We start from the raw sequence: 25518 nt of genomic DNA, 5'->3' as shown, positions 1-25518 counted from the left end.
GATGGGATGCGGTCGTATTCCTCAGTCCAACGAACGCTGCGGGCAGCGGCAGTGTTGTTGCTGGCTTTTTTGATTGTGCCGGCCAGTGCCGACGATCAAGCCGCCCCCGGACGCATTCAGGAAGAGATCTGGGCCCTGCCGTTGCCGCTCCCGATGTTTGCCTATCTGGTGCGCCCCGTGGGCGAAGGCCCCTTCCCCCTGGTGATCATGAACCACGGCGTCTCGCTCAACCCGACCGATCGCGGCTTCTTTCCCTTGGTCGAATTCCGCGACGCCGCAAAGTGGTTCGCTAGGCGCGGCTATCTCGTCGTGGCGCCGGTCGGCACCGGATACGGAGCCTCCGCGATCGATATCCCCGAGCACGGGCTCTACGGCCCATTCTTTTCCAAGGTCGGCAAGTGCACCAATCCCAATTTCCGCAGCGCCGGGCTCGCCGTGGCACAAGTCGATCTCTGGACCATAGACTACCTTGCCGCCGAGAAGCTTATCGTGCCGAAAGACGTCGTCGTGGTCGGACAGTCCGCCGGCGGCTGGGCCTCCATCGCGCTGTCGAGCGTCAACCCGCCGCAAGTGAAGGCAATCATCACTTTTGCCGCCGGCCGCGGCGGCCATGTCGACGGCAAACCGAACAACAATTGCGCACCGGACAAATTGGTGGAAACGACCGGCGAATTCGGCCGCACCTCGCGGGTGCCGATGCTCTGGATCTATATCGAGAACGACACATTCTTCGGTCCCGCCCTATCGAAACGTATGCACGAGGCCTTCACGGCAGCCGGCGGCAGGACCGAGTATCATTTGCTCCCGCCCTTTGGCAACGAGGGGCATTACTTCATCGGGTCACCCGATGCGATCCCGATCTGGTCGCCAATCGTGACGAAATTCCTCGACGGTCTGAAGTAGGTGCGACCGAAGGATGCGGAGCAGGAAAATGGCAGACGTACATCACAGAAACGTCCTGAAGGATACTCGCTCCACGAGAGCTATCGTCGCGCTCGCCTTACTCGCAGCCTTGGCAATACCGGCGATTGCCGAAATCGCTCCTCGCGGCCAGCGAAAGGCGGATGAGATCAAATATGGCGCATGGCAGAAGCTTTGCTTCAAGGCCGGCGGCGCTCAGGCACTTTGCCGGACGTCGATCACCGGGACTTATGAGACGGGTCAGACTGCCGTCCGCGTCGATTTGATCGAACGCGAAGGCGAGAAGACTGCGCGGCTGCAATTATTTGTTCCCGTGGGCATGTATCTCCAAGCTCCCGTCAAGCTCAGGGTCGATCAGGGCGCGCCCTACCGCGTGCCGTACACTTGGTGCCTCAGCAATGCCTGCATTGCAGGTGATGCCGCTAACCCAAAGCTCATCAAGGAAATGGAGAGCGGGAAGACGCTAGATCTCGAGGTCGTCGACAACAAACTCCTGTCGGTCACAACGTCGCTACCACTTGCGCAATTTGGACCGGTACGTAAGGGATCACCGGCGCGTACGTACGAACAGGACATTGACGAGTGAGCTTAGGTCTCTCGCCAGGTTGAACAACGATCTTGCTGAGCTTACGGTTTTCGCACCAGGATCATGCATTTAGGTCCCCAAGACGCCCTCGATCTGTCAGCGCAATACGCCGTTGTGTTGGTCCGTCGAATTGCAGCATCTTTTCGTCTCGGAGGCTGGAAAACGCGCGCGAGACCGTCTCCAATGTAAGACCGAGATAGTCGGCAATGTCGCGACGGCTCATGGGCAAAATCATTACATCCGGCTGAGATAGACGCTCGTCCATTTCCAGGAGGAATGCAGCCACCCTTTCGAGAGCCGTTTTGCGCCCGAGCAGGAGCATGTGATTCTCGGCGTGCTGAAGACTCTGCGTAACGAGGCCGATGACCTTGGCGACGCCGCCTTCACGATCTCTCGTCGCGTCCAGAAGACTTCGCCGCCTCGTTATGCGAACTCTCGTTTCAACTATCGCTTCAGCGGTAAAACGATGGGTTGCGCCGTTCTCGAGCCCGAACATGTCGCCAGGCAGGTGGAACGAGTTGATCTGACGACGACCGTCCGAGAGCAGCTTGTAGGTGCGCACTGCGCCGGAGATGATCTGGTAGACGTACTCCGTCTCCTCGCCTTCGCCGAAGACTTCAGTCCCTCTGCGATACCGAAATTCACTGCAGAACACATTCACGCCGGCGAGTGCTGCGAGATGCCCGTCAACCGGACGGCTGCTGGAGGTGTTCGTCCTGAACAGCATCGTAAAAGTCTCCGACGGAACTTAACAATGCACGAATGCTAGGCAGACCGCAGCCAGGCGAGCTTGATCTGCGGCAAACTCAACTTGGTCTCCGTATTTGCCCGGATGCGGGGCTCCGCCAGGTACGCTTGCGAATTCAGTATGAAAGCACCTCGGAAGCGCCGGATTGCCAGAAACCGATATCAAGCTGCAAGGCATCGACTTGCGTCGGATCAACAATGCACGCCCAGCCTCGCCTAGGCTGCAGCAACCCTGGTGGATGGCTCTTTGGCATCGCCGTACTCGACGCTGAAAGGACGACCAGCCTGACCGCATCAACTCCCAGCCGTCCCGTCGCATCAGCGAAAAGCCTTAGAAGAAACGAAATGACTTCACGGTTGCCTTCGATCCTGATTTTGACCGCAGTGCTGCTCATCGGCCTCGCCAATCAAAGCGCTCACTCAGCCGTCACGGTCCGCGTTCAGCTTTCCACCCAGACCATGGTGGTCAGCGTCGACGGAACCCAACTTGCGAGTTGGCCAATTTCGACGGCCCGGCGTGGATACCGCACGCCCACCGGCACATTCCGGCCATATTCTCTCCAGCGCATGCATTACTCGAAGCTCTACGACTTCACGCCGATGCCCTACTCGGTCTTCTTCCATCGCGGCTATGCAATCCACGGCACATATGAGATCCGCAACCTTGGGCGTCCGGTGTCGCACGGGTGCATTCGGCTGGCACCGGATCACGCGCAATCGCTGTTCGAATTGATCCAGACTCAGGGACCTCAGAATACGTCGATCGAGATCTTGCCCTGATGCAGAGCAGCGGCGACCGCTTCGGTCGCGCTGCAAAGGCTAGACCGATCTCTGGATCGGCGCAGCCGCCGCAAAGCATCGACCAGGCACGTCGATTGGAGGCTTGCAAGCCGCTTTGCCCGACTTGAACAGGTCTCGCGGCTGTACGCGGGCCGGCTCCTTATCGGGCACCTTCCGCTTCGATTGGACTACCCGCAACCTGTCGCCCTTCGCTGAGCGATTTGCGGTTTGTCCGACGAAGGGCGGACCTCCTGCCGACACGCCGGGCAACGAAATCGTCTGGTGGACGGCCATCGAGGTCGTCATGCCCGCGAGGTAAATCAGCGAATGCAACGTGAGTGTCTTGAAAAGCATGATGCCGCTCATTCCACTTGTGTCCGTTCTGGACCTCGCCGCACGAGTGACAAATGCTAGTAGACGTCAGCTTAGAGAATTTGATCTGGCGCAAGCCTGGCTGCACCTACGTTACTCTCCGTAGTGCCCTGCTCTCTAGCCTTATGGTTGCAGGAGTTCTGCGAGGCGTTCCGTCAAGCAAAACCCCGGCCTGAAAGCCCGGGTCCTGCTCTCTCGCGCGGACGTAAGCACCACGCTCAGCGGCGTCCGACCCGGTTGACCGGTCCGCCGCGATTCATCGGCGTTCCGGGACGCACCGCTTCGCGAGCGGCTGCACGGGCGACCGGACGCGGCCTCAGCACGACGCCCGGTCTTGCGATGCAACTCGGCGGATAGTCGATGTACTGGCAGTACACCACTGCGGCGGCCGGGCCACTGCTGACCGAGAGCCCCAGGGTGGCCAGTGACGCACTCAACGCCATTGCGCTGAGGGTGACGGGTCCGAAGGTCTTGGATGACAATTTCATAAGCACCTCCTGTTTCGCGATTCCAAACGGCACGAAGTGGGCTCAGCGCACATGTCCATCAATGGCGATGCAGACGGCGAGCCTCACGTCGAATCTCAGTAGCAGGGTGGATACGGATAGTACCCGCAGGCTCGCCGATACCGGTACGTACCATAAGGTGCGACACCCGCGGCGGCAGCGCCATAATAGGCCCGGCGATGCACCCGGCGATTGACGCCCGCCACGCTCATCGGCGTCAGCGGCCGCCCGACCCTGGCTTCGGCGCTATCCAGAGATACCGTCAAAAGGCTCGTCGATGATGGCTGGAGCGACAGCGGAGCCGCCACGAAGATAGATGCAGCCGCGATCATTCCAAGATGCTTGGCAATTCCCGTCATGCTCGTCCCTCCCAAATGTGGTGGTAATCAAAACCTAACGTGGGCTCATCCGTCGCGGGACCGTTGATAAAAATCAACAGAACTGCGCTTTGAGCAGCGGGAAAGGACATCAAGCTTATACGGGCTCATCGGGACGCAGCGCGCCGCGCTAGACTAGTTCCGTCCTGACCGTTACATTGCGTGCTCCGAAACTCGGCGTGTCGATAACCTGTGATATGCCTTGATGCAGCGCTGGCCACACGGCGGTGGTTGCACCTCCTATGCCTGATCTCTAGGCACGTTCGCATCAATCAACCCGAGCCGCTCCGCAATCGAGACCAATTCTGCCAAGGAATGGACACGCATCTTGTCCATGACCTGATGGCGATGCGCCTTGATCGTGCGCTCCGTCGTTCCGAGTTCGTGTGCGATTTGCTTGTTGATCTTGCCGCGGACGACAAGATCGAAGACTTGGCGTTCTCGCGGCGTCAGGCCCGACAGGAGGGTGCGAAACGCATCGAGCCTGTTTCTCTGGCTCTGCGCGGAACTGTGACGCGCCAATGCACGCTCTATGGCATGGAGCAACAGTTCTGAAGAGACCGGCTTCGTCAGGAAATCCTCCGCGCCAGCCTTGATCGTGCGCACGGTCGTTGCAGTATCGGCATAGCCGGTGACGAAGATGATCGGCAGTGTCGAACCCACCTCGATCAGCCGGGCTTGCAGATCGGGACCGCTCAGGCCGGGTATCTTCACGTCGAGCAGCACGCAAGCAGGCTGCTCGCCGCTCGGCAGACGCCCCAGCAGTTCCTCTGCCGACGAATAGGTTTCGACATCGTAACCCGCCAGCTTCAGGCGGCGTTCAATTGCCGTCCGGAACGAAGCGTCGTCATCAACCACACAAATCAGGCCAGGCAATTCTACCTCTTAGTCGCGATATTCTTGCCGAGCGCCGTGCATTGAACGCTCTCATAATTCGGTTGGATCAGAGATCAACATCGGCAATTGAGCGCACCGCATTTCAGATTACACGACAGGATCCCTGATCCTTTTCATTCCGCCGATCCTTCGACCCTGTCCCAAGGTACAATGTTCCTAGAGACAATGGACGAGAATATCCTCTTTAGTCGTAAATCAACCTCGGCGGGAGTGAGACAGCGCGGCGCATTCCCCCCAATGAACATTGATCTGAACCCAATTCAGCGATTCGTTGAGGATTTAGCCATGTTTGTGCGCATCACGACCGATCCCACGCGCCGCCCAAATTCACTCCGCGACCTCGGGCTGACCAGCGGATCGAATCCGGCCGTCAGTTTGAGCGAATTTTCTTACAAGAAAGGGACTGAGATTTACGGCGAGAAAGAGGCCGCCGATTACGTGTATCAGGTCAAGACGGGTGCAGTGCGAAGTTACAAGCTCCTGTCGGACGGACGGCGCCAAATCGGCGCGTTTCACCTTGCCGGCGACATCTTCGGATTGGAGAACGGCAATTCACATCGCTTCACGGCGGAGGCGATCGTTGACACCACCGTCCGGCTGATCCGCAGGCAAACCCTGGAGCTGGTGGCCGACAGCGATCCCGTCGTTGCCAACAACCTGCTTACCATGACGACGAACAACCTTCAGCATGCCGAGGACCATATGCTGCTGTTGGGGCGCAAGACCTCGCTGGAACGTGTTGCCGCCTTCATCCTCGAGATGGACCAGCGCCTGACCGGAGCCGAGGTCATCGCCCTCCCGATGTCGCGCCGCGATATCGCCGATTATCTCGGCCTGACGCTTGAAACTGTTTCGCGCGCACTATCGCGGCTGCATGAACTTAGCATCATTGATTTTATCGGTAACACGCAGCGCCAGATCGTATTGTCGGACCGTCGGAAGCTCGCCACTATCGATCTGCAGGGCTAACCCCGGAAGCGCCGATCGCGGAGAGGTGCTCAAGCGTCTTGCGCAACACTTCGAACAGCACGGCGGTCGACCAGCCGAACAGAAGGATGCCGTTCATGGCGGTCATCGGCCCAGTCAACCGCCACGCTTGCTGCGGCGTGATGTCGCCGTAACCCAGCGTGGTGTAATTGACGAAGGCAAAATAGAGCAGATCGGATCCTGCGGGCGCCGCGTCGAGGATCAGATAGGCAAGCGACCAGACCAGAATTTCCAGCGTGTGTGCGAGCATGAGCACCGTTGCCGTTGCGACCATCAGGGCCATTAAGTGCAGTTTTGGCCGCGCCGTGTGCTTCAGGCCCGCCGCTCGCGCAATACTGGTGGCACCCACCAATCGCGTAGATCATGATGTTGATCGCGCTGACGAGAGCGCCTGCCAGGAATTGAAGTGCCATCCGGACCGAACGGAGTTCAGCTGCGCTTGCGTGAGGTCGGGTCGAGACGCAGCCTTTGTGCTCTCATGCGCTTTATCTCTTTGTTGAGCGCCTCGCTCTTCTCGTCCCGCTGCTCCGTTCTGGTCTTCTGGGGCTCGTCGCCGCGCAGCTTTTCGAGTGCCTTCTCAACCGAGAGCTTTGTCGTGCCGGCCATGATATCGTCCTCATACAGTTGCTACCGATAATGATGCGCCTACCGCGTCAGTCCTCCGAACCAGGCGCCGAAATAGCCGGCATACAGCGCCGGATTTTCGAGGTTCATCGAATGTCCCACACCCGGCACGATCACGAGCCGGCAGTCCGGCATTTCCGTCGCCATCGCTCGCAGATCTGCTGGCGGAATCCACCCGTCCCGCTCGCCCCACAGCACCAGGTGCGCATGCCTGATCTCCGCCATCCGGCGCTCCAGCTCTTTGCTCTCCCACTCGAGGTTGAGATTCACGGGCGTCCCGATCCAAATGCCTTCCGAGACGCCGAAGGTCTGATCGAGGATGCGCTCGAACAAAAGCGGTATGTCTCCAAGCCCCTCTCGAAAGCGCGGTACGGTGTTCGGTGCCAGACTGTCGGGAACGAACAAGGAGGATGCCGCAGTCGCCATCACGGCCCGCGTCACCTCCTTGCTCGCCATCATCGCGCGGAACACGCCGATCTGATCGGTATTGAAGGCCATGCCGAGGGGGGTAATCGGATCGAGCGCGAATACCCGCCCGAACCGTTCGGGCTGCATCAGCAGCATCCGCGCCGCGATGATTCCGCCCGTGGAGTGGGTGGCGAGGTGGCAGAACCGGATGCCGAGCGCATCGAGCGCGGCGAGCAAGTCCTGCGCATGCTGCTGCATGGTGTAATTGGAATAGTCCGCGACCGGCTTTGGCCGGTCGCTGTCGCCGCAACCGCGCCAATCGATGCCGATCACGCGCAGCCCCGAGGGAAAAAGCGGTGCGGCGAGCTCGATCCAGTCCTTGCTGGCGAGATTGCCGTGGATGAAGACGACGGTGACGTCGCCTCTGCCCCACTCCCGCCAACCCAACTGGATATCACCCGCCTGAACTCTCGACATGGTCCCGGCCCTACTTGTTCAGGCCGGCGGTAGGCGCTGCCCCCGGAGGCGTCGGCGCCACCGGCAAGGCAGAGATCACGGCACCCTTGATCATCCGGTCCGTGCCGAGCGGTGATGAGGTATCGACCGCTCCCCTCATCACGAAGTCCACGACGTCAGCCGGGAATTCCACCGGATTGTCGGTATGGATGAAGTGCCCAGTCTCCGGATAGATCTTCAGAAGCGGCCGATTGCCGGCATTGGTCATGCGCGACATGAACGGCGTAATCGCATCCCGGCCGAGATCCGTCAGTCCGTTGAAGGCGGGCGTCGGGATGAACGGCTCCTTGTCGCCGAACGAGAGGAAGATCGGCGCCTTGATCTCGGTAAGCCGTTCGTAGAGGTTCTTCGGATCATCCTGCTGCAGCTCGGCGCCGATGGTGTAGATGTCGTAGATGAACACGTTGCACCATTGTTCGAGCTCTTTCGGATTGCCTTTGATCAAGCCGACGCGCTGCTCGGTGTGGAAGCGTGCATACTCGCTGTCGCTGAAAAAGTAGCCGCTCTTGGAGGTCGAGACCACGTTTGTCTCGGGATCGCGCTTCTTGAAGTAGAAGAAGTCGCGGACGTTCTGCTCCGAACGCTTCATCTCGGCGTCTAGAATCCCGGTGGGGCCCCAGGTTGCCTTCCACTTGTCGAAGTCGTGGTCAAAGGCCCGGTCGAACAGCCTCGCCTTCTTGTCCTTGGCGATGGTGATGTCGCGTGGATACTCCTCGAGGCCGGAGGGGGCCTCAAGCGCGAGACCCTGCACGGCGTCCGGCCAGGTCAGGGCGTAGCCCATTACGAACTGGCCACCGAGGGAGTGGCCGAGATAATACGCCTTCTTGACTCCCAGCTGGTTGACAACGAGGTCATAGATGACCTCGCGCATGTCCTGCATGGTACGCGCCGGGCTCTTGTCGAGATTGCCCGGTCCGGACATGCCGTAGTGCGGCAGATCGGGCGCGATCACACGCACGCCGCTGCGCAGAGCATATTGCATGACGTTGCCGTAGTGCCCGGCAAAGGCGCCCTTGCCATGGATGATGACCAGCACCTTCGGATCCTTATCGGTACCCGCATATTCGTCCATGTAGCCGATCTGCCAGGAATTGCCGCTCTTGTCCTTCGCGTTGGCGTACTTGACTGGATAGGGGTAGGTCACGAAATCCTTCCAGAAGGACTTCTTCGGATCGATGTTCTCCGCCACGCCGGGCACGCGATAGTTCTTGTCATCGAATGTCTGCGCGCGATCCAGCGCCGCCACGTCATCCATGAAGGAGACGAACTTCGGATCGTTCTTGCGCTGATTGATGATCGGGAACACACCGTAGTGCGCAACCGGGCTTTCCTGAGCGATGAGATCTGCGCCGGGAACGCGATCGACGGCCTTCTCCGCCAGCTTGAAGTTCAGCCAGAGATCGTTGGTGATATGCATCACCAGCGTGCGCGCGCGGATGCGGCCGAGATGGGGATTGACATTGTGGGTCTCGCCGACCCGGTTGCGCCAGACGAGGTCAACGGCGTCATAGAGCTTGGCACGGTTGATGACGCTGAGCCCCGCCTTCTCGTTCGGCGGATCCCAGTAGAAGATTTCGGGTTGCACCGCACTCCAGTTCTGGCTCGTACGGAAGGCGAAATCGTAGCCCGTCATGCCGAGGATCGACCAGCCGAACGCCAAGCCCGGAACCGGGTGTTTCTCCTTGGGCAGCTTGTAATAATCGCCCTTGGTCTGCTGCCACACCGGATCCGACTGGATTGCCGCTGTCATCATCTGGAAGGTCCAGTTGCCTACGGGGTCATCGCCATCGGATTGCGTGGTGCCGCCAATCGGCATCAGCCCGCCCATGAACTCGGGATGCATGACACCCCACACATAGGTCTGAGTGCCACCCATGGAGACGCCGGTGATCAAGGCGGCGCGAGTGATCCTCAGGCCGTCGCGCAGCATGCGGTAGTTGGCCTGCACCATGTCGTAGTAGCTGTATTGAGGAAACTTGGTCCCCAGCCCGTCGGACGGCTTGCTCGCGCCCCAGGTACCGAGCGGGTCCACCATGACGACATAGTAGCGACCGGTGTCGATGGGCCTGCCTGGACCGATAATGGGCACGCCGCCTGACAATGCCGCGCCCTTGACCCACTGCTCGTACATGTCGGTGGAGTCGCCCGAGTAGTAGGAATTGACGATCACCGCATTGGTGATCTCGCCGGCCGCGTTGCGGCGGGCATTGCCGATCGCGATATAGGCGGTCCGCAGTTTGCCGCCGCCCAGCGACTCCAGCGTAACGCCGCCTTCGCCGCCATTCTCCCATTTGGAAGGATCGGACAGATCGTACTTGCCGCCCAGTCGGAAGTTCGCAATCTCGTAGGTCTTCTTCAGCTCGTCGTGCTGCATCTGCGACGAGCGGCGCGTGAATGGCTGCGCAAGCGCAAGCGAGGTGCCGATCAACAGCAACACTGCACTCGCGAGAAGACGACGCATAGCCTCACTCCCTTTCATGGCAAATTCCTCCGGGGATTGTTCTGATCGGACGCTAGGAGGCGCCGCACGGCATCCTTTGACTTAACTCAATGGATTGCTGAAGTTCTGACCGAGGATGCTTCCGCAGCAAATTACCCGCGGGACTGCCGCAATGCCCTTCCTCAGCTACGGCTCGTATCGGATCCGCTACGAGCTTGACGGCCCTACCGACGCGCCGGCCTATGTGCTGGTCAACGGTCTGACGCAGTATGCCGAGCTGTGGACCGCCTATCGCGATGCGCTCATCGCACGGCGGTTTCGCGTCGCAACATTTGATCTGCTCGGTCAGGGCGAATCCGACAAGCCCGCCCTCTTCATCAGCCAGGACGATCAGGTTGCGGCCCTGCACCTTCTGATCCAGGAGCTCGGCAGCGGGCCCGTGTTCCTGAGCGGCATCAGCTTCGGCGGTCTGATCGCGTTGCGCTATGCGATTGCACATGGCGACCGATTGTCCGGGCTGGTACCGATGAGCTGCTTTGCGGAGCTGCCACCGCAACTCTTCCTGCTCGGCAACGCTTTGCGCACCGGCCTGATCCTCGGCGGCACCAGCTACCTGCAAGATCTGCTGCTGCCGATGAATGTCTCCGATCAATGGCTGGCGCCGGTGCTGGACAAGCTCGATAGTGTGAAGAGGCAGGGCTGGCTGGTGAACGATGTCTATGCCCTGCAGAACCTGATGGAATCCTTCCTGGACTTCCAACCGCTGACGCCGCAACTGCCGTCGATCGGCCTACCGACGATGATCCTGAACGGTGAATTCGATTTCCTTACGCCACGTGCGCTGCACGAGACGTTGCGCGTAAAGATTCCAAACAGCAGCCTCGTCATCATCCCTCGCGCTTATCATGCCTTCACGCTGGAGAAGCCTGCACTGACGGCCGATTTGCTCGCCCGCTTCGCGGATGACGTGATGGCCGGACGCTGGCGGGGAAACAAATCGGTCTGGATCGCCCCGGACGAGGCAGGCGGCGATCTCATGCCGTTTCCTGCCGGCTACGATCATCTGCGCGCGGTTCCCGTGCAGAGAGCGACCTCATGAATGGGTTCTTCGGGCCGCTCGATTTCGACGGTCGCGTGCCGCCCCGGCAGCAGACGCGCGTCGCAAGCTTCCTGATTTCGGCGCATGGCGCGCTGGGGCGTCGCTTCGCTCTAGCCTTGCCTCCGAGGCTGGAATCAACCTGGCAAACCGAACTGAACGCGCAGTTCTACAACGAGTCGGAAATCGTTTCCCTGCTGCTGCGCGCAACGAATTGGACGCCGGACCTCGCGCTCGGCTATCTGGCGACCGCCTGGGAGACCACCTGGTTTCCCGCACCGGCGGCGGGCATTCCAGATCCAACCCTGGCGCTTGCCGTGGATCTTGCAACCCTCGCTCACGCCATTCACGCCGGCATCAGGCCGGCGGCGCTGCTTCCGGTGGAGGCAAATCCGAACGATCCTTTCGCGATGGCAATCCGGCGCGTCGAGTTTGAGAGCGGCCGGCTGCTGCAGGCACAAATCATGTTCCTGAAAGGCGAAAGCCTCGTGCCGTTTCGCGATGCCGTAAGCGCAGCGCTCGAACAGCGCCACGCTGAGGTGCGCAAGCTATGGCACGAGCTGCTGGAGAGTATCGGCATTACTTCGCGCAACCAGAATGACGCGAAGCCTTGACACAAATCAAGGGATTGCGCCCACCGTCCGCCAACATTCCGTGGGCGAACCGATCGGAGTTCCACCATGAGGGCCGTATCCGTCGAAGAAGCCGTTGCGATGATCCCGACCGGCGCGAGCGTCATGGTCGGCGGCTTCATGGGTGTCGGGACGCCGGAGCGTTTGCTCGACGAGCTCGTACGACAGAAGAAGAGCAACCTTACGATCATCAGCAACGACGCGGCCACGCCGGGCAAAGGGGTCGGCAAGCTGTTTGACGCCACGCTGGTGTCGCGGCTGACCGCCACCCACATCGGCCTCAATCCGAAGGCGCAGCAGCAAATGCTGACGAACCAGGTCGCAGTTGATCTCATTCCGCAGGGCACTTTCGCCGAGCGCATCCGCGCCGGCGGCAGCGGCTTGGGCGGCGTGCTCACGCCGACCGGAGTCGGCACGCTGGTCGCGGAGGGCAAGCGCCAGATCGAAATCGACGGCAAGCCGTATCTGCTCGAAACCGCGCTACGCGCCCAGTTCGCTCTGGTGCATGCCTTCCTAGCCGACTACCTCGGCAATCTCTCCTATGCATTGACGTCCCGGAATTTCAATCCGGTGATGGCCATGGCGGCCGATACCGTGATCGTGACCGCGGAGCACATCGTGCCCGTGGGCGTCATCGCGCCCGACCACGTCGTGACACCGGCACCGCTGGTCGACTATCTCATTACGAACCCCAACGGGTGACATCATGGATGCACAGGAGATCATCGCCCGACGGGTTGCACGAGAGCTCAAGGTCGGCAACCTCGTCAATCTCGGCATCGGTATTCCGACCCTCGTCGCCAACTATGTCTCGCCCGATTTGAAAGTGTTCTTCCAGTCCGAAAACGGGCTGATAGGCACCGGCCCCATTCCGGAACAGGGACTGGCGCATCCCCTGCTCACCGATGCCGGCGGCCGACCCATCAGTGCCCTGCCGGGCGCAAGCACATTTGACAGCGCCATGTCATTCGCATTGATCCGCGGCGGCCATGTCGACGTCACCGTGCTCGGCGGCCTGCAAGTCGATGCGCGCGGACACCTCGCCAACTGGATGATTCCCGGCAAGATGGTGCCCGGCATGGGTGGCGCGATGGATCTGGTCAGCGGCGCCAAGCGGGTTATCGTCGCCATGCAGCATGCCGCGAAGGGCAAGTCGAAGATCGTCAAGAATTGCAACCTGCCCCTGACGTCGGACCGCCCGGTGAGCCTGGTGGTCACTGACCTCGCGGTGATCGGCTTTCCGAACGGCAACGCGACCCTGCTTGAGACCGCTCCCGGCGTCAGCGTCGGCGAGGTCATGGCAGTCACCGAGGCCGAGCTCATAGTCGGCGACAGCGTCCCTGAAATGAAGATATGAGCGAGGGAAGCATGCGCATATTCAGCGACTTCAAGGAAATCAAGGCGGCCGTTGGCGCAGAGATCGGGGTGAGCGACTGGATCGAGATCACCCAGGAGCGGATCAACCAGTTTGCGGAAGCGACCTGCGACGAGCAATGGATTCACGTCGATCAGGAGCGCGCCAGGAAAGAGATGCCCGGCGGCAAGACCATCGCTCACGGGCTGTTGTCACTCGCGCTCGCGCCGCTGTTCATTCGATCCGTGATCGGCCTGAAAGGCTTGCGCAATACACTCAACTATGGCGCGGACCGGATCCGCTATCTCGCGCCCGTGCCGGCTGGATCCAAACTGCGTGGACGCGTGACAATCGCGGAAGCCGAGGACGTTCCGCCCGATGGACTGCGCGTGAATTATCACCTCGTTATCGAGATCGAAGGCGGCGCGAAGCCGGCCTGTGTCGCCGAGCTGATCGCGCTGCACTATCGTTGAGACATGGTGGGCGCCACAGCCTTCGCCTGACAAGCCCGTCAGTAAGGGCGTCGGTAGGCCGGATGACCCCAAGCTGGTCTTTGCATCTGGGCAAAGTACGGGTTTATCTCACAGCTGGCCGCACGGCCGGATGCCGACGCCCGACATTGCGGGATGGATGTGTAGCTGCAGTCGATCCACTCCCCGCCGCCCAGAGATCCCTCATAGACTTTCATGCAGACCGGATATCGAGGGTCATAGGTCTGAGCATGCCCGGACGCAGAATTGATGACCAGCAACACCATGCTCAGCAAGACGATACGCATTCTCCCTCCCTCGGCCTCGCCAAGCTCAATCGATGATGTGGTATCCGCCATCGATGTAGAGCACTCCGCCGGTCATGAGCTTGGCGCCGTCGAGCGCCAGGAACGCGGTGGCGTTGCCGACGTCGTCGATGCTCACCAGGCTCCGCGCCGGTGCTTTCGATTGCGCCTTGTCCATCAGCTCATCAAACTCGGGAATGCCCGAGGCCGCACGGGTGGCCAGCGGTCCTGGCGAGATTGCATGCACGCGAATCCCCTTCGGGCCCAACTCGGCTGCCGCGTAACGAACCGCCGATTCCAGCGCCGCCTTCGCCACACCCATGATGTTGTAGTTCTCGACCACCATCTGGCTGCCATAGTAGGTCATGGTGAACATCGTGCCGCCGTTCTTCATCAGCGGCTCGGCCAAATGAGCCATCCGGAGGAAGGACCAGCAGGAGACCTCCATGGTCTTGAGGAAACCCTCGCGGCCGACGTCGACGACACGGCCGTGCAGTGCCTCCTTGGGCGAGAACGCGATCGAGTGCAGCAGAAAATCGAGCTGTCCCCATTCCTTCGCGATCCTGTCAAACACCTGTTCCGTCTGGCCTTCGACCATGACGTCGAGCGGCATGAAGATCGGCGCCTCCAGCGCCTGTGCGAGCGGCTCGACGTGCTTCTTGGCACGATCGTTCAGATAGGTCACCGCCAGCTCGGCACCTAGCGCGCGGAACGCCCTGGCGCAGCCCCAGGCGATGGATTGGTCGTTTGCGATGCCGACGACGAGCCCCTTCTTGCCCTTTAGGGCAACCTTGGTCTCCGGATAGACGGGAATCATGACACCCTCTCCTGCTTGGGGTTGCTCGATGGCGTGTTCATCAGCACCGACAGCGTATGCCGCGCGATCATCAGCTCTTCGTCGGTTGGCACCACGTAAACTGGAATGAGGCCGTCGGGCTTCGAAATCAGCAGCGCGTGGCGCGAGTTTGGGATAGGATCAAGCGCGACCCCGAGCCAACCGAGCTGCTCGACTACGCGGGCGCGAATGGTTGCGGAATTCTCGCCGATCCCGGCCGTGAAGACGAAAGCGTCGAGACCTTGCAGAGCGGCTGCCAGCATCCCGGCGTTGAGGCCGATCCGATAGGCGAAATAGTCGATCGCGAGCTTTGCTTTGGGATCCTCGCTCTTTTCCAGCTCGCGCATGTCGTTGCTGACACCGGAAAGGCCCTTCAGGCCGCATTCGCGATACAGGAAGTCCTGCACGCTCGCGGCCGACATGCCCTTCTCGGCCATGAGGTAGAGCACCACGCCGGGATCAAGCTGGCCCGGCCGCGTTCCCATCGGCAGACCGTCCAGAGCCGTAAAGCCCATCGTGCTCTCGACGCTAAGCCCGTCCTTCATCGCGCACATCGACGCGCCACTGCCGAGATGAGCAACGATCACCCGACGCTTTGCGATCTCGGGCGCAACGCTCGGCAGCGTTCTGGCGATGTACTCGTAGGACAGGCCATGAAAACCGTAGCGCCTCACGCCCTCCGCATGAAGCTGATGCGGGATGGCATAGTAGTCCGCCAGGGCACCATGCGTGCGGTGAAATGCGGTATCGAAGCAGGCGACCTGCGGCAGCGCCGGGAAGTTCGTCAGGATCGAGCGGATCGGCGACAAATTGTGCGGCTGGTGCAGCGGTGCAAGATTGGTAAAGCGCTCGAGCCGGGCCACCACGCCGTGGTCGATCAAGACCGGCTTGTCGTGGTCCGGGCCCCCATGCACCACCCGATGTCCGACCGCAATGGGGTGAATGCGCAGCTCCTCGCGCAGCCACTCACCGGCGACGCCCATCGCAGTTGAAACGTCCGGCACCGCCTCGATCGGATAGGCGCGGTCGGCAATGGGATCGCCCGCAGCGCCGCTTGCCTTCAGCCGGGGACGGCTGCCGATGCCATCCATCTGGCCCTTGATTTGTCGCCGTAGCCGGCCCTCACCTTCGACCGAGAAGATCTGGAACTTGACGCTCGAGGAGCCGGCGTTGACGACGAGGATCGTATCCATGGCGATCATGCAGCTATCGTTGGCGCATGCTGGCGGCGCGCGTTGGCATAAAGCGATGCCACTGCGCAAGATGCCATTCGCGCACGCGGCGTATCGGCCCGCGAAGTCAGGACGACCGGCACGCGGGCGCCGAGCACGATGCCGGCGCCATCGGCCTTGGCGAAATATGCAAGATTCTTTGCCAGCATATTGCCGGCCTCAAGATCGGGAACGACCAGGATCTGGGCCCGACCGGCGACCTCGGACTTGATGCCCTTGATGCGCGCCGCCTCGAGGTCGATCGCATTGTCGAAGGCCAGGGGTCCATCGAGCACACCGCCGGTGATCTGGCCGCGATCGGCCATCTTGCAGAGCGCAGCCGCCTCGATCGTTGATGGAATTTTGGAGGTGACGGTCTCGACCGCCGACAGGATGGCGACGCGCGGCGCCTTGCCGAAGCCAGCCTGCGTGTAAAGATCGATCGCATTCTGGATGATGTCGCGCTTGGCGTCGAGGTCGGGAAAGATGTTGATGGCAGCGTCCGTCACGAACAAGGTCTCGGCGTAGGCCGGCACGTCCATGACGAACACGTGACTGATCCGGCGATCGGTGCGCAGACCTCCTGCCTTTGCGGTGACCGCCCGCATCAACTCGTCAGTATGCAGGCTGCCCTTCATCAGTATCTCGCCCTTCGCGGCGTGGATCAGCTCGACCCCTTTGGCGGCAGCGTCCTCGCTATGCGCGGCATCGACGATCTCAAACCCCGAGATGTCGAGATCGAGCTTTCTCGCCGTGTCTCTGACCTTGCCCTCGGGACCGACCAGGATCGGCCGGATGATCCCGGCCTGTGCGCTGTCGACCGCCCCACGGAGCGAAGTCTCGTCGCAGGGATGCACCACCACGGTCAGGACCGGAGGGACGGACTTGGCTGCCGCAATCAGCCGATCATACTTGCTGGGGGATTGCGAGTGCCCGATTTCGGCTGCCATGATTCTGCTCCCGATCCTCTGAACGGCCGCTACGATGCTTTCGCCTGGTCGAAAGGGGCAACTTTGCTCTCGCTCCCCCCTCCCGTCTCGATGCCAAGAAGCGCCGCAATCCGCTGAAGGCGCCTTGCGGGCTCACCGACAAGCTCGCCGCTGGCGGAGAGCACGTCCCGCATCGATTCGAACAGAGCTCGGCGCTGATTGATGTCATCAGGGAGCATTTTTGAGATGGCTGCGAGGGCTCCCTCCTGGTCCAGGAGCAGAATGAAGAACTGCTCTCGGACCAGCATCTTGAACTCGGAGAGCGACAGGCGAGGCCCACTGTAGTCCCGCCGCACGCGGCGGAGTGCCTCGATGCTGCGCTCGTCCACCATTCCGCGTGCCGAGCCGATGTAGAGCAGGCTTCGAATGGCGGCCTCGCGAGGACCGCCCTCGCCGACCCTTGATTTCAGCTCGGCAATCCGCTTCTCGAGCATCGCCCGGTGCTCGGCGGACATCTCGCGCCGGCGCGAGACCTCCGACTTCGGATCGATTCCCACCGCCGCCTGCAAGGCAGGCGATCCGTAGACGTTGAGGAAGACCGTTTCGCTCAGCGCCTCGGTTGCGTCGCGCCAGCTATCGAGCGCGTGGACGATCTGCTTGGACATCTGCTCCTGGAAGGCCAGGAACGGGTTGTCCTTCGACACCGGCTTGCGCTTGCCCTCGATCTCCTCCGCGACCGACTTGACCGTCGCCATCAGCGGATTCCGACTGCTAAAGAGCTCATACTGCAGCCGCAGCGGATGCAGGTTGCGCATCGTTTCCGCCACTTGCGGGGTCACGACCTTCTTGATCCAGGGCTGAACAAATTTCCGGTAAGCCGCCAGATTGAGCTCGGAGACGCGCTTTGCGGCGGCGAAGCGCCGCTCGTCCTCCGGCGAATTGCCGCCCATGGCCCGGATATCATCGAGCGTGCGCGCCTCGCAACGCATCACCCATTTGCCGACGACCAGATCCGAGCTCTTAGTCTCCTCGTCCTTGGCCTCGAAGGTTGCCTCATAGAGCCCCGGCGGCAGCACATCGATCAAATCGATGTTCTCGGAGAATTCCGCATGCTCCTTCTTGGCGACGCCGCCGGAGACGAAAATGCCGAGATGGCCGACGCTCTGATGAACCGTATAGACGATGGTCTGCGCATACGCCCTGATCTCATCGACGTCCGCGTAGCAATCGAGGATCCAGTCCAGCGCTTGTTGCGGGGGCGTGACGTTGTCGCCTTCGGAACAGAATACCAGAATGGGCGACCGGATATTGCGAAGATCGACCCTCTCGCCATTTGACATCTCGATCTTGCCGGCGGCGAGGTTGTTGCCGATGAACAGTTCATCGACGATGAACTGGATTTCCTCGGCGTTCAGGTTGACGTGACCGCCCCACCAGCGCTCGAATTCGAGATAACGGTCCGCTTCGGTGTCGGCCTTCGAATAGACGTTGTACTGCTTGGTCCACAGGGTGTTGGACGGATTCTGGTTCTCGAAATTCTGCACCAGCCAGGCGCCGTCGAACTTGCCCGCGCCGAGATCGCTGGCGAGCGCCGTCAGCCAGCTTCCGCCCAGAAGACCGCCCGAATAGCGCATCGGATATTTGCCGTGCACACCCGCCCAATAGGCGAGCGGCGCGCCGGCGATGATGATCGGTCCGAACAGTTCGGGCCGCAACGATGCCAGGATCATCACGGCCCAGCCGGCCTGGCAGTTGCCGATCACGCAGGGTTTGCCGTCGGCTTTTGGATGCAGGCTGATGACTTTCTCGATGAACAGCGCCTCGGCGCGGGCGATGCGCTCGATCGTCTGTCCCGGCATCGGCTCGGGCAGGAAGCCGACGAAATAGCAGGGGTGACCCGCCTTCATCGCGACGCCGATCTCGCTGTCGGCCTTGAAGCCGCCGATGCCCGGGCCGTGTCCGGCGCGCGGATCGACCACGATGAACGGCCGCCGCTCGGGATCGATCTCGACGCCGTGGGGCGGAATGATGCGGACCAATGCATAGTTGACCGGCTCGTCGAGCTTGCGGCCATCGATGATCAGTTCAGCGGCATATTGCAGGACGTGCGGAGCGGTCTGCGCGAGATGCTCGCGGTACTGATCGCCGCGTCGGCGCATGATGTCCAGGAAGAGCACACTGCGCTGCCCGGCATCGACTAGATATTCGACAGCCGAGGCGACGAGCCCGGACATGGGACCACCTGGCAGATTTGGAGCTTCCATCGACATGTTCCGATCTCTGTTGTCCGCATCATCATTGAGAGGCCGTGGCGAGGGGATACGTTGACTTAGGTCAACGGTCGGCCGTATTGCGGATCGGGCCGGAACGGTCCGTAGCAATCCACGCCACAGTAAGTTCCCAAGCCACAGACAACACGATTGGACCTACGAACAGGCCAACGATCCCATGTGCGAGGGTCCCGCCGATCACACCGACTAGGATCACAAGCGTGGGCGTGGTGAGACCTCGGCCCATCAGCAGTGGCTTCAACACGTTGTCGAGCAGACCGACAACGATCAGGAACAGCGTCAGCAGAGCTGCCGTGGTGACGTCCTTTGCAGTCCAGATCCATAGGATCACGGGCAGCATGACGACCGCAGCGCCGATCTGCACAATCGAAAGCAGCAGCACAATGAATGCCAAAAGGCCGGCGATCGGAATACCGGCCAGCTTGAAGCCAATACCGGCGAGCAGAGCCTGGATGACCGCGATACCTATCACGCCCTGAGCCACCGCGCGGATAGTTGCGCCTGCCAGATCCAGGAAGTGTTCGCTTTGCTCCGGGACGATCCGCGACAGGAATCCCCGTCCCGCGGCGACGAGCAGCCGCCCAAACGGCAGCATGAACCCAGCCACTGCCACCGACAGCAGAAACTTGATCGCGCCAATGCCGGCATCGCCCGCAAATCCCAGCAGCATTCCGGCGATCGGCTTCAGGTAAGGGGTCACTTGGCGCAGCACCAGCCGGATGTTCGACGACGCCTCGTCCCAGAATTGGTAGAGCGCCGATCCGATCAGCGGCCAGTTTTTGACCGCCTCCGGCGGAGAGGGGATCCTGAACTCTCCGGCAATCAACTGTCCTGCGAAATCCTTGATTCCTTCGACCGCGCCCACGCCGAGCCACGCTGCCGGCCCGATGAGAATTGCTAGGTTGACGCCGGTGAGGAGCCCGGCTGCAAGCTTCGGACGGCCGCCCAGGATCTTTGCCAGCCTGACGAAGACGGGGTTGAACGCTACGGCAAGCACCAGGGCCCAGGCAAGGATCGTTCCAAACGGGCGTATCAGAACGAACGTCCATGTGATCAACAAAGCCAGCAATCCGAGACGGATGACGAGGCGGATCAACTCTTCTTCTAGGAAAAGCTGGCGCAACGACCTCACGGGCGCACCTCGCCCTCGTCTTTCTTGATCCAGATGTTGACGCTCACCAGGAGTACCCAGAACGGAAAGACGACGAGGCTCCAGTCGATGTAGTAGCTTCCGATGAGGAGGACGGCCGCGACTGCATACCCGCCGTAGGCCAGCCACCGCGGCGTGAGACCCGTGTAGAGGGCGATCGTCGACGTCGTCATCATGAACACGGAGGCGGTCTTGACGAGGTAGATGTTGACCATTCCGTACGCCAGGCCGCGGCCGAAATGGAATGTCGCGGAGTTGATCAGCACGCCCGGCGCGGCGTGGAAAGCCAGAATGACGGCGCCGATCACCGCGGCGGCGGCGAACAACATGGCCAGCATCAGGACGGCGCTGCCGAAGAAGATCGTCGCAAAGAACTGGTCCTCACGGGTGCCGAGGCGGTCGCGCAGAAAGCCGACAAACCACAGAAATGCCACGCCCGCGAAAGGCACGAGGTTCAATGCCAATGCGACGTTGCCGGTGCCTCCCTGCAGCCAGGCACCCGGTTCGAGCGGATCGGGCGGCACAGACCGCCGCATCAACCAGAACACGGCGAGTAGCAGCACCGAAAACAGGATCCCCGCCGCGGCCGCCACGCGCGGGGCTCGCAGTTTCGCCTGCGTCAATCCGGTTGCTTGCGTGATCACGAGACCGCCCGTTCCACTTCTTCCGGGGCCGCTCCGCCCCCCTGATGGTGCGAGAGGCCGAGACCTTGCCGGTCCTCGATGCGGGCCGCGGCGCGGTCCTGCGGATCGAAGCCCGAGCGCTCAATCCCGGAATCGAGGTGAATGAGGTAGCCGCGAACGAGTTTCGCCCGCTCCCCATCAACGCACGCCACCAGTTCAACTAGCGCGGCGCGCAGGCGGCGCATCACCTGGATGGAGGTCGATCCGAACTGCCGGATCTCGTCGAACGCCAGCGCGAGGTAGTCCTCCCAGGTCGGCATCCGATAGATCACCCTGAGATCGCCGTCGTCGTCGAATGCCCGGCACGCCTCCAGATCACATTTGGCCAACCGCCGTAGCATATCCTCGATCTGGTCAATGGCCTGGACGGCGGTGGTGGGGTCATTGATGGCGGGGGACAGCGCCTTGATCGCGACATCGACGAGAAGCCGCATTGCATATTTCGGGTCCAGCTCGAAAGTCCGCTGCTCGTCGAGACGAACGCATGCACTCAGCTCCTTGTCTCGGACGAGAGCGGCGGTCCCGTGGGCGCGCAGGATGACACTATCTTCGAGCAGGGTGTCCCCGACGCCGCACTCCATCACGATGAGACCGTCCATCCGGCGGGCATGGTGGACCAGCCTGGCAATGTCGATCGAGGTCACCGACTGCGGATTGCCGACATGCTTGACCGTCAGCTCTGGCGTACCTTGGAGATCTTTCGCTCGCGCGGCCTTGCCGGACGTCCGCCATGGGACCGCCTGGTACGTGCTGACGATGACCTGCCGGCCCGTATCGCCGAGCGCCTGCAGCACCCGTATGATTTGGAGGTTGTTCAAGCGCTGGACGAGTTGCGCGAGCATCAACACGCTCGCCACCAGCATGGCTGCGACGATCGCGGCAGACAGGAATGGCACCCCCTGCGCCCCCTGGCGATCGACCCAGGCCAGCGTGGAGAGGCTGTACATGAAGGTCGCGACGAACATACCGAGCGAGTGGAACAGCAGCCGGTCGCGCGCAAACCAGACCACGAGGCGAGGCGAATAGACCACGGCATTGAACTGAACGAGCACGAAAGCGATCGAAAACACGATTCCGGTTAGTGCCATCATGCCCGAGGCGACTGCCGACAAATAGGCCTGCGCGGAAGAAGTCGACAGATTGAGACTGACGGCCAGGAACGTCGCTTCCAGGCGCGGCACCAGGAAGCCGGCCGCGACGCTCACAATCGCATAGAGCGTGGGTATCAGCCAAAGCTGCATGCCAATTCCTTTCACGCTGCCCGAATGCCGACTGGGCCGCCCGGAAGGACAGCATCCCGCGCTTGCGGACTGGCTTGTTGATCTTGATCAACGGTGCCTGATGCGCGCGTGGATCAATGAGGGCTCATCGGGCGGGCGCCACATTCATCGCGCCGCCTGCCGCGTGCGCAACGAAGATTCTGAACCATGAATTCCGCCGCCGATCCCACGCACTCCTTCGAGACCGCCACCAGCCAGTGGATTCACCTCGTCGGAATCGGCATTGAGATCTTCGGCGTATTCATCATCGTCGTCGGGATCATTTTGTCGGCCCGGTATATTTTTGGAGGAAACGTCGGGTCCCGCTACGACAGCTACAAGATCAGCATCGGACGATCGCTGTTGCTCGGCCTCGAAGTGTTGGTTGCCGCTGATATCGTGAAGACGATTGCGATCGAGCTGACCTTCGTGAGCCTCGGCTTGTTGGCCGGATTGATCGTGGTCCGCACGTTCCTGAGCTGGACTCTGACGCTGGAGATCGAAGGCCGCTGGCCCTGGCAGCCGGAGCGCGCGTCCATGGACCGGGCCGGAGGTCGACAAGAGCAGCCCGGCTTTTAGGTGATTGCTGACTCTCGGATATCCCTGTTCGGGAACGCGATTTGCTTCGACCAGCGGGCATCAAATGCCTGTCGACGACGGCATGGAGCATTGTCTCGATTGAGACCGCGTTAGATGGGAGTCGGTGCCATCGGCAAGCCTCGCAACGTCATCCAAGAACAGGTTCACCTGGATAGTCAGACGGCGAGCCGCCGCGCGGTTCCTAGTTTTCAGGCTCATAGAGAAATGCGGGCGGCCGAGCAGGCTGGAAGCGCCCGAGGGGTACGGCGCCGCCAATAGTAGACGGCTTGGCGCCGAACGATGTGGAAGGCCATTGCGAGAGACACCCCGTGCAACAGTGATGTCTCGCAGCTGTGCAGCAACTCCCCCGCCAGGCCAGTTTCGCGAGTGATTTCAGGCTGGGCGGGCAATCTGGCTGGGGCGGGAGGGATCGAACCTCCGAATGGCGGAATCAAAATCCGCTGCCTTACCGCTTGGCTACGCCCCATCAGGTCCTCGGGGAAACGGCGGAGGCACGGGCTACCGCAAATTCCCTCGGGTGGTGTCGGTCTATAGGGAGAGGCGCGGCATTTCAACCGCCTGCAGAGGCAAAATACCCGGGGGTGCCGGCTCGGGTGGCATCACGCTCCATGAGGCCCCGACATTGGACGCCCGGCGAACGCAGTGTTTCGGACCGCCCCCAATCGCGCCCTGTTGAGGCTGCCCCCGTTTCGTGAGAATACGGCGCCAATATCTATCCCCCGGGAGTGAGCCATGACCTACCGCGCGCCGATTTCTGACATGCTGCTGTCGCTCAACCATGGCGCGGGCCTCAAGGCCGCCGTGGAGGCCGGCCATTATGGCGATTTCGACGCCGATCTCGCGGCCGCCGTGCTGGAGGAAGCCGGCAAGTTCGCATCCGACGTGCTGGCGCCGCTCAACAAGGTCGGCGACGAGCAGGGCATCAAGCTCGACGATGGCAAGGTCACGACCGCACCGGGCTGGCCTGACGCCTACAAGCGCTGGACCCAGGGCGGCTGGAACGCGGTGTCCGGCCCGGAAGATTTCGGCGGCCAGGGCCTGCCGATCGCGATCAACGCCGCCTGCACCGAGATCTGGAGTGCCGCCAACGTCGCCTTCGGCCTCTGCCCGCTGCTGACGGCCTCCGCGATCGAGGCGCTGGACGCCCATGGCAGTGACGAGTTGAAGAGAATCTATCTCGGAAAGCTCGTCTCCGGCGAATGGACCGGCACGATGCAGCTGACCGAGCCGCAGGCCGGCTCCGACGTCGGCGCGCTGCGCACCCGGGCCGATCGGCAGGCCGACGGCACCTATCGCATCAAGGGGACGAAGATCTTCATCACCTATGGCGAGCACGACATGACCGACAACATCGTGCATTTCGTGCTGGCGCGTCTGCCGGATGCGCCCGCCGGCACCAAGGGCATCTCGCTCTTTCTCGTTCCCAAGTTCATGGTCAATGCGGACGGCTCGCTGGGTGAGCGCAACGACATCTATGCCTCCGGTGTCGAGCACAAGCTCGGCATGCACGCCTCGCCGACCTGCACCATGACCATGGGCGATCATGGTGGCGCCATCGGCTTCCTCATCGGCGAAGAGAACCAGGGCATGCGCTGCATGTTCACGATGATGAACCAGGCTCGCCTTGGCGTCGGCCTGGAGGGCGTCGGCGTTGCCGACCGTGCCTACCAGCAGGCCTTGTCGTATGCGCAGGAGCGCAAGCAGGGCCGCGCGGTCGGCAAGAAGGGCGACGGCTCCGATGCGATCTTCGTGCATCCCGATGTCAAGCGCATGCTGATGCGGATGCGGGCGCAGACTGCGGCCGCTCGCACCATCTGCTATGCGACCGCCGTCGCGATCGACGTCTCGACGCGCGCCAAGGACGCGAAGGTGCGCACTGAAGCGGCCGCACGCGCGGCGCTGCTTACGCCGATGGCCAAGGCCTATTCCACCGATATCGGCAACGAGGTCGCCTATCTCGGCGTGCAGGTGCATGGCGGCATGGGCTTCATCGAGGAGACCGGCGCGGCTCAGCACTACCGCGATGCCCGCATCACCGCGATCTACGAGGGCACCAACGGAATCCAGGCGATCGATCTCGTCACGCGCAAGCTCGCGGCCAATGGCGGCGCGTCGGTGTGGGCGCTGCTCGACGAGCTCACAGCGACCGTCAGCCAAGTCGAGGCCTCCAACGATCCCGGCTTCGGCACCACGGGTGCAAAGCTGCGCGAGGCGATTGAGTCGCTCACGCGCACCAGCAAATGGCTCCTGGAGCGCGTTGCCTCCGCGCCGAACGAGGCGCTTGCGGGCGCTACGCCCTATCTGCAGCAGTTCGGCGCCACGCTCGGCGGCTGCCTGCTCGCTTCCGAGGCGCTCGCCGCCAAGGCAGAAGGCAACGCAGACGCTGCGCGCTACGTCACCCTGGCGCGCTTCTTTGCCGAGAACATCACGGTGCAGGCGCCTGCGCTCGAGCGCACGGTCACGGAAAGCGCAGAGTCCGTCGCGGCGGCGGATGCGGTGCTGCTCGGGTAAGTCGGATCTGCTCTCGCGCGGACCGTCTCCC

General features: G+C 61.8%; 27 protein-coding genes, 1 tRNA gene and 1 pseudogene. 11 read left to right on the top strand and 18 right to left on the bottom strand.

The features are described from left to right. The first annotated feature begins 6 nt into the window (after positions 1-6). On the top strand, positions 7-903 hold the full coding sequence (locus ABIG06_RS22455; RefSeq protein ID WP_370138665.1) for an alpha/beta hydrolase family protein: 897 nt from the start codon (positions 7-9) through the stop codon (positions 901-903). A 28-nt stretch (positions 904-931) separates the two neighbouring features. Next, positions 932-1507, top strand: a complete 576-nt coding sequence (locus tag ABIG06_RS22450) for an invasion associated locus B family protein (protein WP_370138664.1) — start codon at positions 932-934, stop codon at positions 1505-1507. Between the two features lie 61 nt (positions 1508-1568). Here ABIG06_RS22450 and ABIG06_RS22445 read toward each other — a convergent pair whose 3' ends face one another. Next, on the bottom strand, positions 1569-2234 hold the full coding sequence (locus ABIG06_RS22445; protein ID WP_370138663.1) for a helix-turn-helix domain-containing protein: 666 nt from the start codon (positions 2232-2234) through the stop codon (positions 1569-1571). Between the two features lie 365 nt (positions 2235-2599). Here ABIG06_RS22445 and ABIG06_RS22440 point away from each other — a divergent pair, with 365 nt between their 5' ends. After that, complete coding sequence (locus ABIG06_RS22440) at positions 2600-3034, top strand: L,D-transpeptidase (protein ID WP_370138662.1); 435 nt, start codon at positions 2600-2602, stop codon at positions 3032-3034. Between the two features lie 39 nt (positions 3035-3073). Here ABIG06_RS22440 and ABIG06_RS22435 read toward each other — a convergent pair whose 3' ends face one another. The 4 genes from ABIG06_RS22435 to ABIG06_RS22420 form a co-directional block, all read right to left on the bottom strand. After that, positions 3074-3400: a hypothetical protein gene (locus ABIG06_RS22435; RefSeq protein WP_370138661.1), complete on the bottom strand. Its 327-nt coding sequence runs from the start codon at positions 3398-3400 to the stop codon at positions 3074-3076. 224 nt (positions 3401-3624) lie between these two features. Continuing rightward, the gene (locus ABIG06_RS22430; RefSeq protein WP_370138660.1) at positions 3625-3894 is read right to left on the bottom strand and encodes a hypothetical protein; all 270 of its coding nucleotides are present in this window, start codon (positions 3892-3894) and stop codon (positions 3625-3627) included. A 95-nt stretch (positions 3895-3989) separates the two neighbouring features. Continuing rightward, the gene (locus tag ABIG06_RS22425; RefSeq protein ID WP_199751433.1) at positions 3990-4271 is read right to left on the bottom strand and encodes a hypothetical protein; all 282 of its coding nucleotides are present in this window, start codon (positions 4269-4271) and stop codon (positions 3990-3992) included. A gap of 258 nt (positions 4272-4529) precedes the next feature. After that, positions 4530-5165, bottom strand: coding sequence for a response regulator transcription factor (locus tag ABIG06_RS22420; protein ID WP_370138659.1), 636 nt, complete (start codon positions 5163-5165; stop codon positions 4530-4532). Between the two features lie 306 nt (positions 5166-5471). On the opposite strand from ABIG06_RS22420, the gene ABIG06_RS22415 reads away from it, so the two are divergent. Further along, entirely contained in the window at positions 5472-6155 is a 684-nt protein-coding gene (locus ABIG06_RS22415; protein WP_124160088.1) for a helix-turn-helix domain-containing protein, read from the top strand. Here ABIG06_RS22415 and ABIG06_RS22410 read toward each other — a convergent pair. The 4 genes and pseudogenes from ABIG06_RS22410 to ABIG06_RS22395 form a co-directional block, all read right to left on the bottom strand. Then, positions 6136-6586 (bottom strand): annotated as a pseudogene (locus tag ABIG06_RS22410) (potassium channel family protein). The gene ABIG06_RS22415 and the pseudogene ABIG06_RS22410 sit on opposite strands and share 20 nt — an antisense overlap. A 16-nt stretch (positions 6587-6602) precedes the next feature. Then, on the bottom strand, positions 6603-6779 hold the full coding sequence (locus ABIG06_RS22405; protein WP_199751434.1) for a hypothetical protein: 177 nt from the start codon (positions 6777-6779) through the stop codon (positions 6603-6605). 39 nt (positions 6780-6818) lie between these two features. Beyond that, positions 6819-7682: an alpha/beta fold hydrolase gene (locus ABIG06_RS22400; RefSeq protein ID WP_424578389.1), complete on the bottom strand. Its 864-nt coding sequence runs from the start codon at positions 7680-7682 to the stop codon at positions 6819-6821. 10 nt (positions 7683-7692) lie between these two features. Further along, on the bottom strand, positions 7693-10182 hold the full coding sequence (locus tag ABIG06_RS22395; protein ID WP_370138657.1) for an alpha/beta hydrolase: 2490 nt from the start codon (positions 10180-10182) through the stop codon (positions 7693-7695). A gap of 151 nt (positions 10183-10333) precedes the next feature. Here ABIG06_RS22395 and ABIG06_RS22390 point away from each other — a divergent pair, with 151 nt between their 5' ends. The 5 genes from ABIG06_RS22390 to ABIG06_RS22370 all read left to right on the top strand — a co-directional run bounded on the left by ABIG06_RS22390 (position 10334) and on the right by ABIG06_RS22370 (position 13716). Further along, the gene (locus ABIG06_RS22390) at positions 10334-11260 is read left to right on the top strand and encodes an alpha/beta fold hydrolase (protein WP_370138656.1); all 927 of its coding nucleotides are present in this window, start codon (positions 10334-10336) and stop codon (positions 11258-11260) included. Next, on the top strand, positions 11257-11871 hold the full coding sequence (locus ABIG06_RS22385) for a hypothetical protein (RefSeq protein WP_370138655.1): 615 nt from the start codon (positions 11257-11259) through the stop codon (positions 11869-11871). Before ABIG06_RS22390 ends, ABIG06_RS22385 begins: the two co-directional genes overlap by 4 nt. Positions 11872-11937: 66 nt before the next feature. Next, the gene (locus tag ABIG06_RS22380) at positions 11938-12591 is read left to right on the top strand and encodes a CoA transferase subunit A (protein WP_370138654.1); all 654 of its coding nucleotides are present in this window, start codon (positions 11938-11940) and stop codon (positions 12589-12591) included. Positions 12592-12595: 4 nt separating this feature from the next. Further along, the gene (locus ABIG06_RS22375; RefSeq protein WP_370138653.1) at positions 12596-13246 is read left to right on the top strand and encodes a 3-oxoacid CoA-transferase subunit B; all 651 of its coding nucleotides are present in this window, start codon (positions 12596-12598) and stop codon (positions 13244-13246) included. An 11-nt stretch (positions 13247-13257) separates the two neighbouring features. Continuing rightward, positions 13258-13716, top strand: coding sequence for a MaoC family dehydratase (locus ABIG06_RS22370; protein ID WP_370138652.1), 459 nt, complete (start codon positions 13258-13260; stop codon positions 13714-13716). A gap of 38 nt (positions 13717-13754) precedes the next feature. Here ABIG06_RS22370 and ABIG06_RS22365 read toward each other — a convergent pair whose 3' ends face one another. The 8 genes from ABIG06_RS22365 to ABIG06_RS22330 form a co-directional block, all read right to left on the bottom strand. Next, a complete protein-coding gene (locus tag ABIG06_RS22365; RefSeq protein ID WP_370138651.1) occupies positions 13755-14021 on the bottom strand; it encodes a DUF3551 domain-containing protein in 267 nt (88 codons plus the stop codon). A gap of 25 nt (positions 14022-14046) precedes the next feature. Then, the gene (gene fabI / locus ABIG06_RS22360) at positions 14047-14835 is read right to left on the bottom strand and encodes an enoyl-ACP reductase FabI (RefSeq protein WP_370138650.1); all 789 of its coding nucleotides are present in this window, start codon (positions 14833-14835) and stop codon (positions 14047-14049) included. Further along, positions 14832-16046, bottom strand: a complete 1215-nt coding sequence (locus ABIG06_RS22355) for an acetate/propionate family kinase (RefSeq protein WP_370140886.1) — start codon at positions 16044-16046, stop codon at positions 14832-14834. Before ABIG06_RS22355 ends, fabI begins: the two co-directional genes overlap by 4 nt. Positions 16047-16051: 5 nt before the next feature. Then, the gene (locus tag ABIG06_RS22350) at positions 16052-17029 is read right to left on the bottom strand and encodes a phosphate acetyltransferase (protein WP_283811838.1); all 978 of its coding nucleotides are present in this window, start codon (positions 17027-17029) and stop codon (positions 16052-16054) included. A 14-nt stretch (positions 17030-17043) separates the two neighbouring features. Then, a complete protein-coding gene (locus ABIG06_RS22345; protein WP_370138649.1) occupies positions 17044-19263 on the bottom strand; it encodes a DUF3141 domain-containing protein in 2220 nt (739 codons plus the stop codon). A 64-nt stretch (positions 19264-19327) separates the two neighbouring features. After that, positions 19328-20416, bottom strand: a complete 1089-nt coding sequence (locus tag ABIG06_RS22340; protein WP_370138648.1) for an AI-2E family transporter — start codon at positions 20414-20416, stop codon at positions 19328-19330. After that, on the bottom strand, positions 20413-21078 hold the full coding sequence (locus ABIG06_RS22335) for a hypothetical protein (RefSeq protein WP_124159880.1): 666 nt from the start codon (positions 21076-21078) through the stop codon (positions 20413-20415). The genes ABIG06_RS22340 and ABIG06_RS22335 overlap by 4 nt, the downstream gene beginning before the upstream one ends. Continuing rightward, positions 21075-22358 (bottom strand): DUF2254 domain-containing protein, encoded by a 1284-nt coding sequence (locus ABIG06_RS22330; protein ID WP_370138647.1) that lies wholly within the window; start codon positions 22356-22358, stop codon positions 21075-21077. The genes ABIG06_RS22335 and ABIG06_RS22330 overlap by 4 nt, the downstream gene beginning before the upstream one ends. A 186-nt stretch (positions 22359-22544) precedes the next feature. Here ABIG06_RS22330 and ABIG06_RS22325 point away from each other — a divergent pair, with 186 nt between their 5' ends. After that, the gene (locus ABIG06_RS22325) at positions 22545-22955 is read left to right on the top strand and encodes a DUF1622 domain-containing protein (protein WP_370138646.1); all 411 of its coding nucleotides are present in this window, start codon (positions 22545-22547) and stop codon (positions 22953-22955) included. Positions 22956-23367: 412 nt separating this feature from the next. Here ABIG06_RS22325 and ABIG06_RS22320 read toward each other — a convergent pair. After that, positions 23368-23442: transfer RNA gene (locus tag ABIG06_RS22320), tRNA-Gln, on the bottom strand. Between the two features lie 266 nt (positions 23443-23708). Here ABIG06_RS22320 and ABIG06_RS22315 point away from each other — a divergent pair. Continuing rightward, the gene (locus ABIG06_RS22315; protein WP_370138645.1) at positions 23709-25487 is read left to right on the top strand and encodes an acyl-CoA dehydrogenase; all 1779 of its coding nucleotides are present in this window, start codon (positions 23709-23711) and stop codon (positions 25485-25487) included. The last annotated feature ends 31 nt before the right edge of the window (positions 25488-25518 follow it).

Origin of the sequence: Bradyrhizobium sp. USDA 326 (assembly GCF_049739485.1) — a bacterium.
Lineage (GTDB): Bacteria > Pseudomonadota > Alphaproteobacteria > Rhizobiales > Xanthobacteraceae > Bradyrhizobium.
This window is presented reverse-complemented; position numbering and strand designations above follow the sequence as displayed.

Coding starts and splice junctions, on each gene's coding strand:
- ABIG06_RS22390 (WP_370138656.1), top strand. CDS start 10,334: ATGCCCTTCCTCAGCTACGGCTCGTATCGGATCCGCTACGAGCTTGAC.
- ABIG06_RS22370 (WP_370138652.1), top strand. CDS start 13,258: ATGCGCATATTCAGCGACTTCAAGGAAATCAAGGCGGCCGTTGGCGCA.
- ABIG06_RS22425 (WP_199751433.1), bottom strand. CDS start 4,271: ATGACGGGAATTGCCAAGCATCTTGGAATGATCGCGGCTGCATCTATC.
- ABIG06_RS22455 (WP_370138665.1), top strand. CDS start 7: ATGCGGTCGTATTCCTCAGTCCAACGAACGCTGCGGGCAGCGGCAGTG.
- ABIG06_RS22395 (WP_370138657.1), bottom strand. CDS start 10,182: ATGCGTCGTCTTCTCGCGAGTGCAGTGTTGCTGTTGATCGGCACCTCG.
- ABIG06_RS22435 (WP_370138661.1), bottom strand. CDS start 3,400: ATGAGCGGCATCATGCTTTTCAAGACACTCACGTTGCATTCGCTGATT.
- ABIG06_RS22355 (WP_370140886.1), bottom strand. CDS start 16,046: ATGGATACGATCCTCGTCGTCAACGCCGGCTCCTCGAGCGTCAAGTTC.
- ABIG06_RS22415 (WP_124160088.1), top strand. CDS start 5,472: ATGTTTGTGCGCATCACGACCGATCCCACGCGCCGCCCAAATTCACTC.
- ABIG06_RS22375 (WP_370138653.1), top strand. CDS start 12,596: ATGGATGCACAGGAGATCATCGCCCGACGGGTTGCACGAGAGCTCAAG.
- ABIG06_RS22325 (WP_370138646.1), top strand. CDS start 22,545: ATGAATTCCGCCGCCGATCCCACGCACTCCTTCGAGACCGCCACCAGC.
- ABIG06_RS22450 (WP_370138664.1), top strand. CDS start 932: ATGGCAGACGTACATCACAGAAACGTCCTGAAGGATACTCGCTCCACG.
- ABIG06_RS22400 (WP_424578389.1), bottom strand. CDS start 7,682: ATGTCGAGAGTTCAGGCGGGTGATATCCAGTTGGGTTGGCGGGAGTGG.
- ABIG06_RS22440 (WP_370138662.1), top strand. CDS start 2,600: ATGACTTCACGGTTGCCTTCGATCCTGATTTTGACCGCAGTGCTGCTC.
- ABIG06_RS22315 (WP_370138645.1), top strand. CDS start 23,709: ATGACCTACCGCGCGCCGATTTCTGACATGCTGCTGTCGCTCAACCAT.
- ABIG06_RS22380 (WP_370138654.1), top strand. CDS start 11,938: ATGAGGGCCGTATCCGTCGAAGAAGCCGTTGCGATGATCCCGACCGGC.
- ABIG06_RS22430 (WP_370138660.1), bottom strand. CDS start 3,894: ATGAAATTGTCATCCAAGACCTTCGGACCCGTCACCCTCAGCGCAATG.
- ABIG06_RS22385 (WP_370138655.1), top strand. CDS start 11,257: ATGAATGGGTTCTTCGGGCCGCTCGATTTCGACGGTCGCGTGCCGCCC.
- ABIG06_RS22405 (WP_199751434.1), bottom strand. CDS start 6,779: ATGGCCGGCACGACAAAGCTCTCGGTTGAGAAGGCACTCGAAAAGCTG.
- ABIG06_RS22365 (WP_370138651.1), bottom strand. CDS start 14,021: ATGCGTATCGTCTTGCTGAGCATGGTGTTGCTGGTCATCAATTCTGCG.
- ABIG06_RS22345 (WP_370138649.1), bottom strand. CDS start 19,263: ATGTCGATGGAAGCTCCAAATCTGCCAGGTGGTCCCATGTCCGGGCTC.
- ABIG06_RS22445 (WP_370138663.1), bottom strand. CDS start 2,234: ATGCTGTTCAGGACGAACACCTCCAGCAGCCGTCCGGTTGACGGGCAT.
- fabI (WP_370138650.1), bottom strand. CDS start 14,835: ATGATTCCCGTCTATCCGGAGACCAAGGTTGCCCTAAAGGGCAAGAAG.
- ABIG06_RS22330 (WP_370138647.1), bottom strand. CDS start 22,358: ATGCAGCTTTGGCTGATACCCACGCTCTATGCGATTGTGAGCGTCGCG.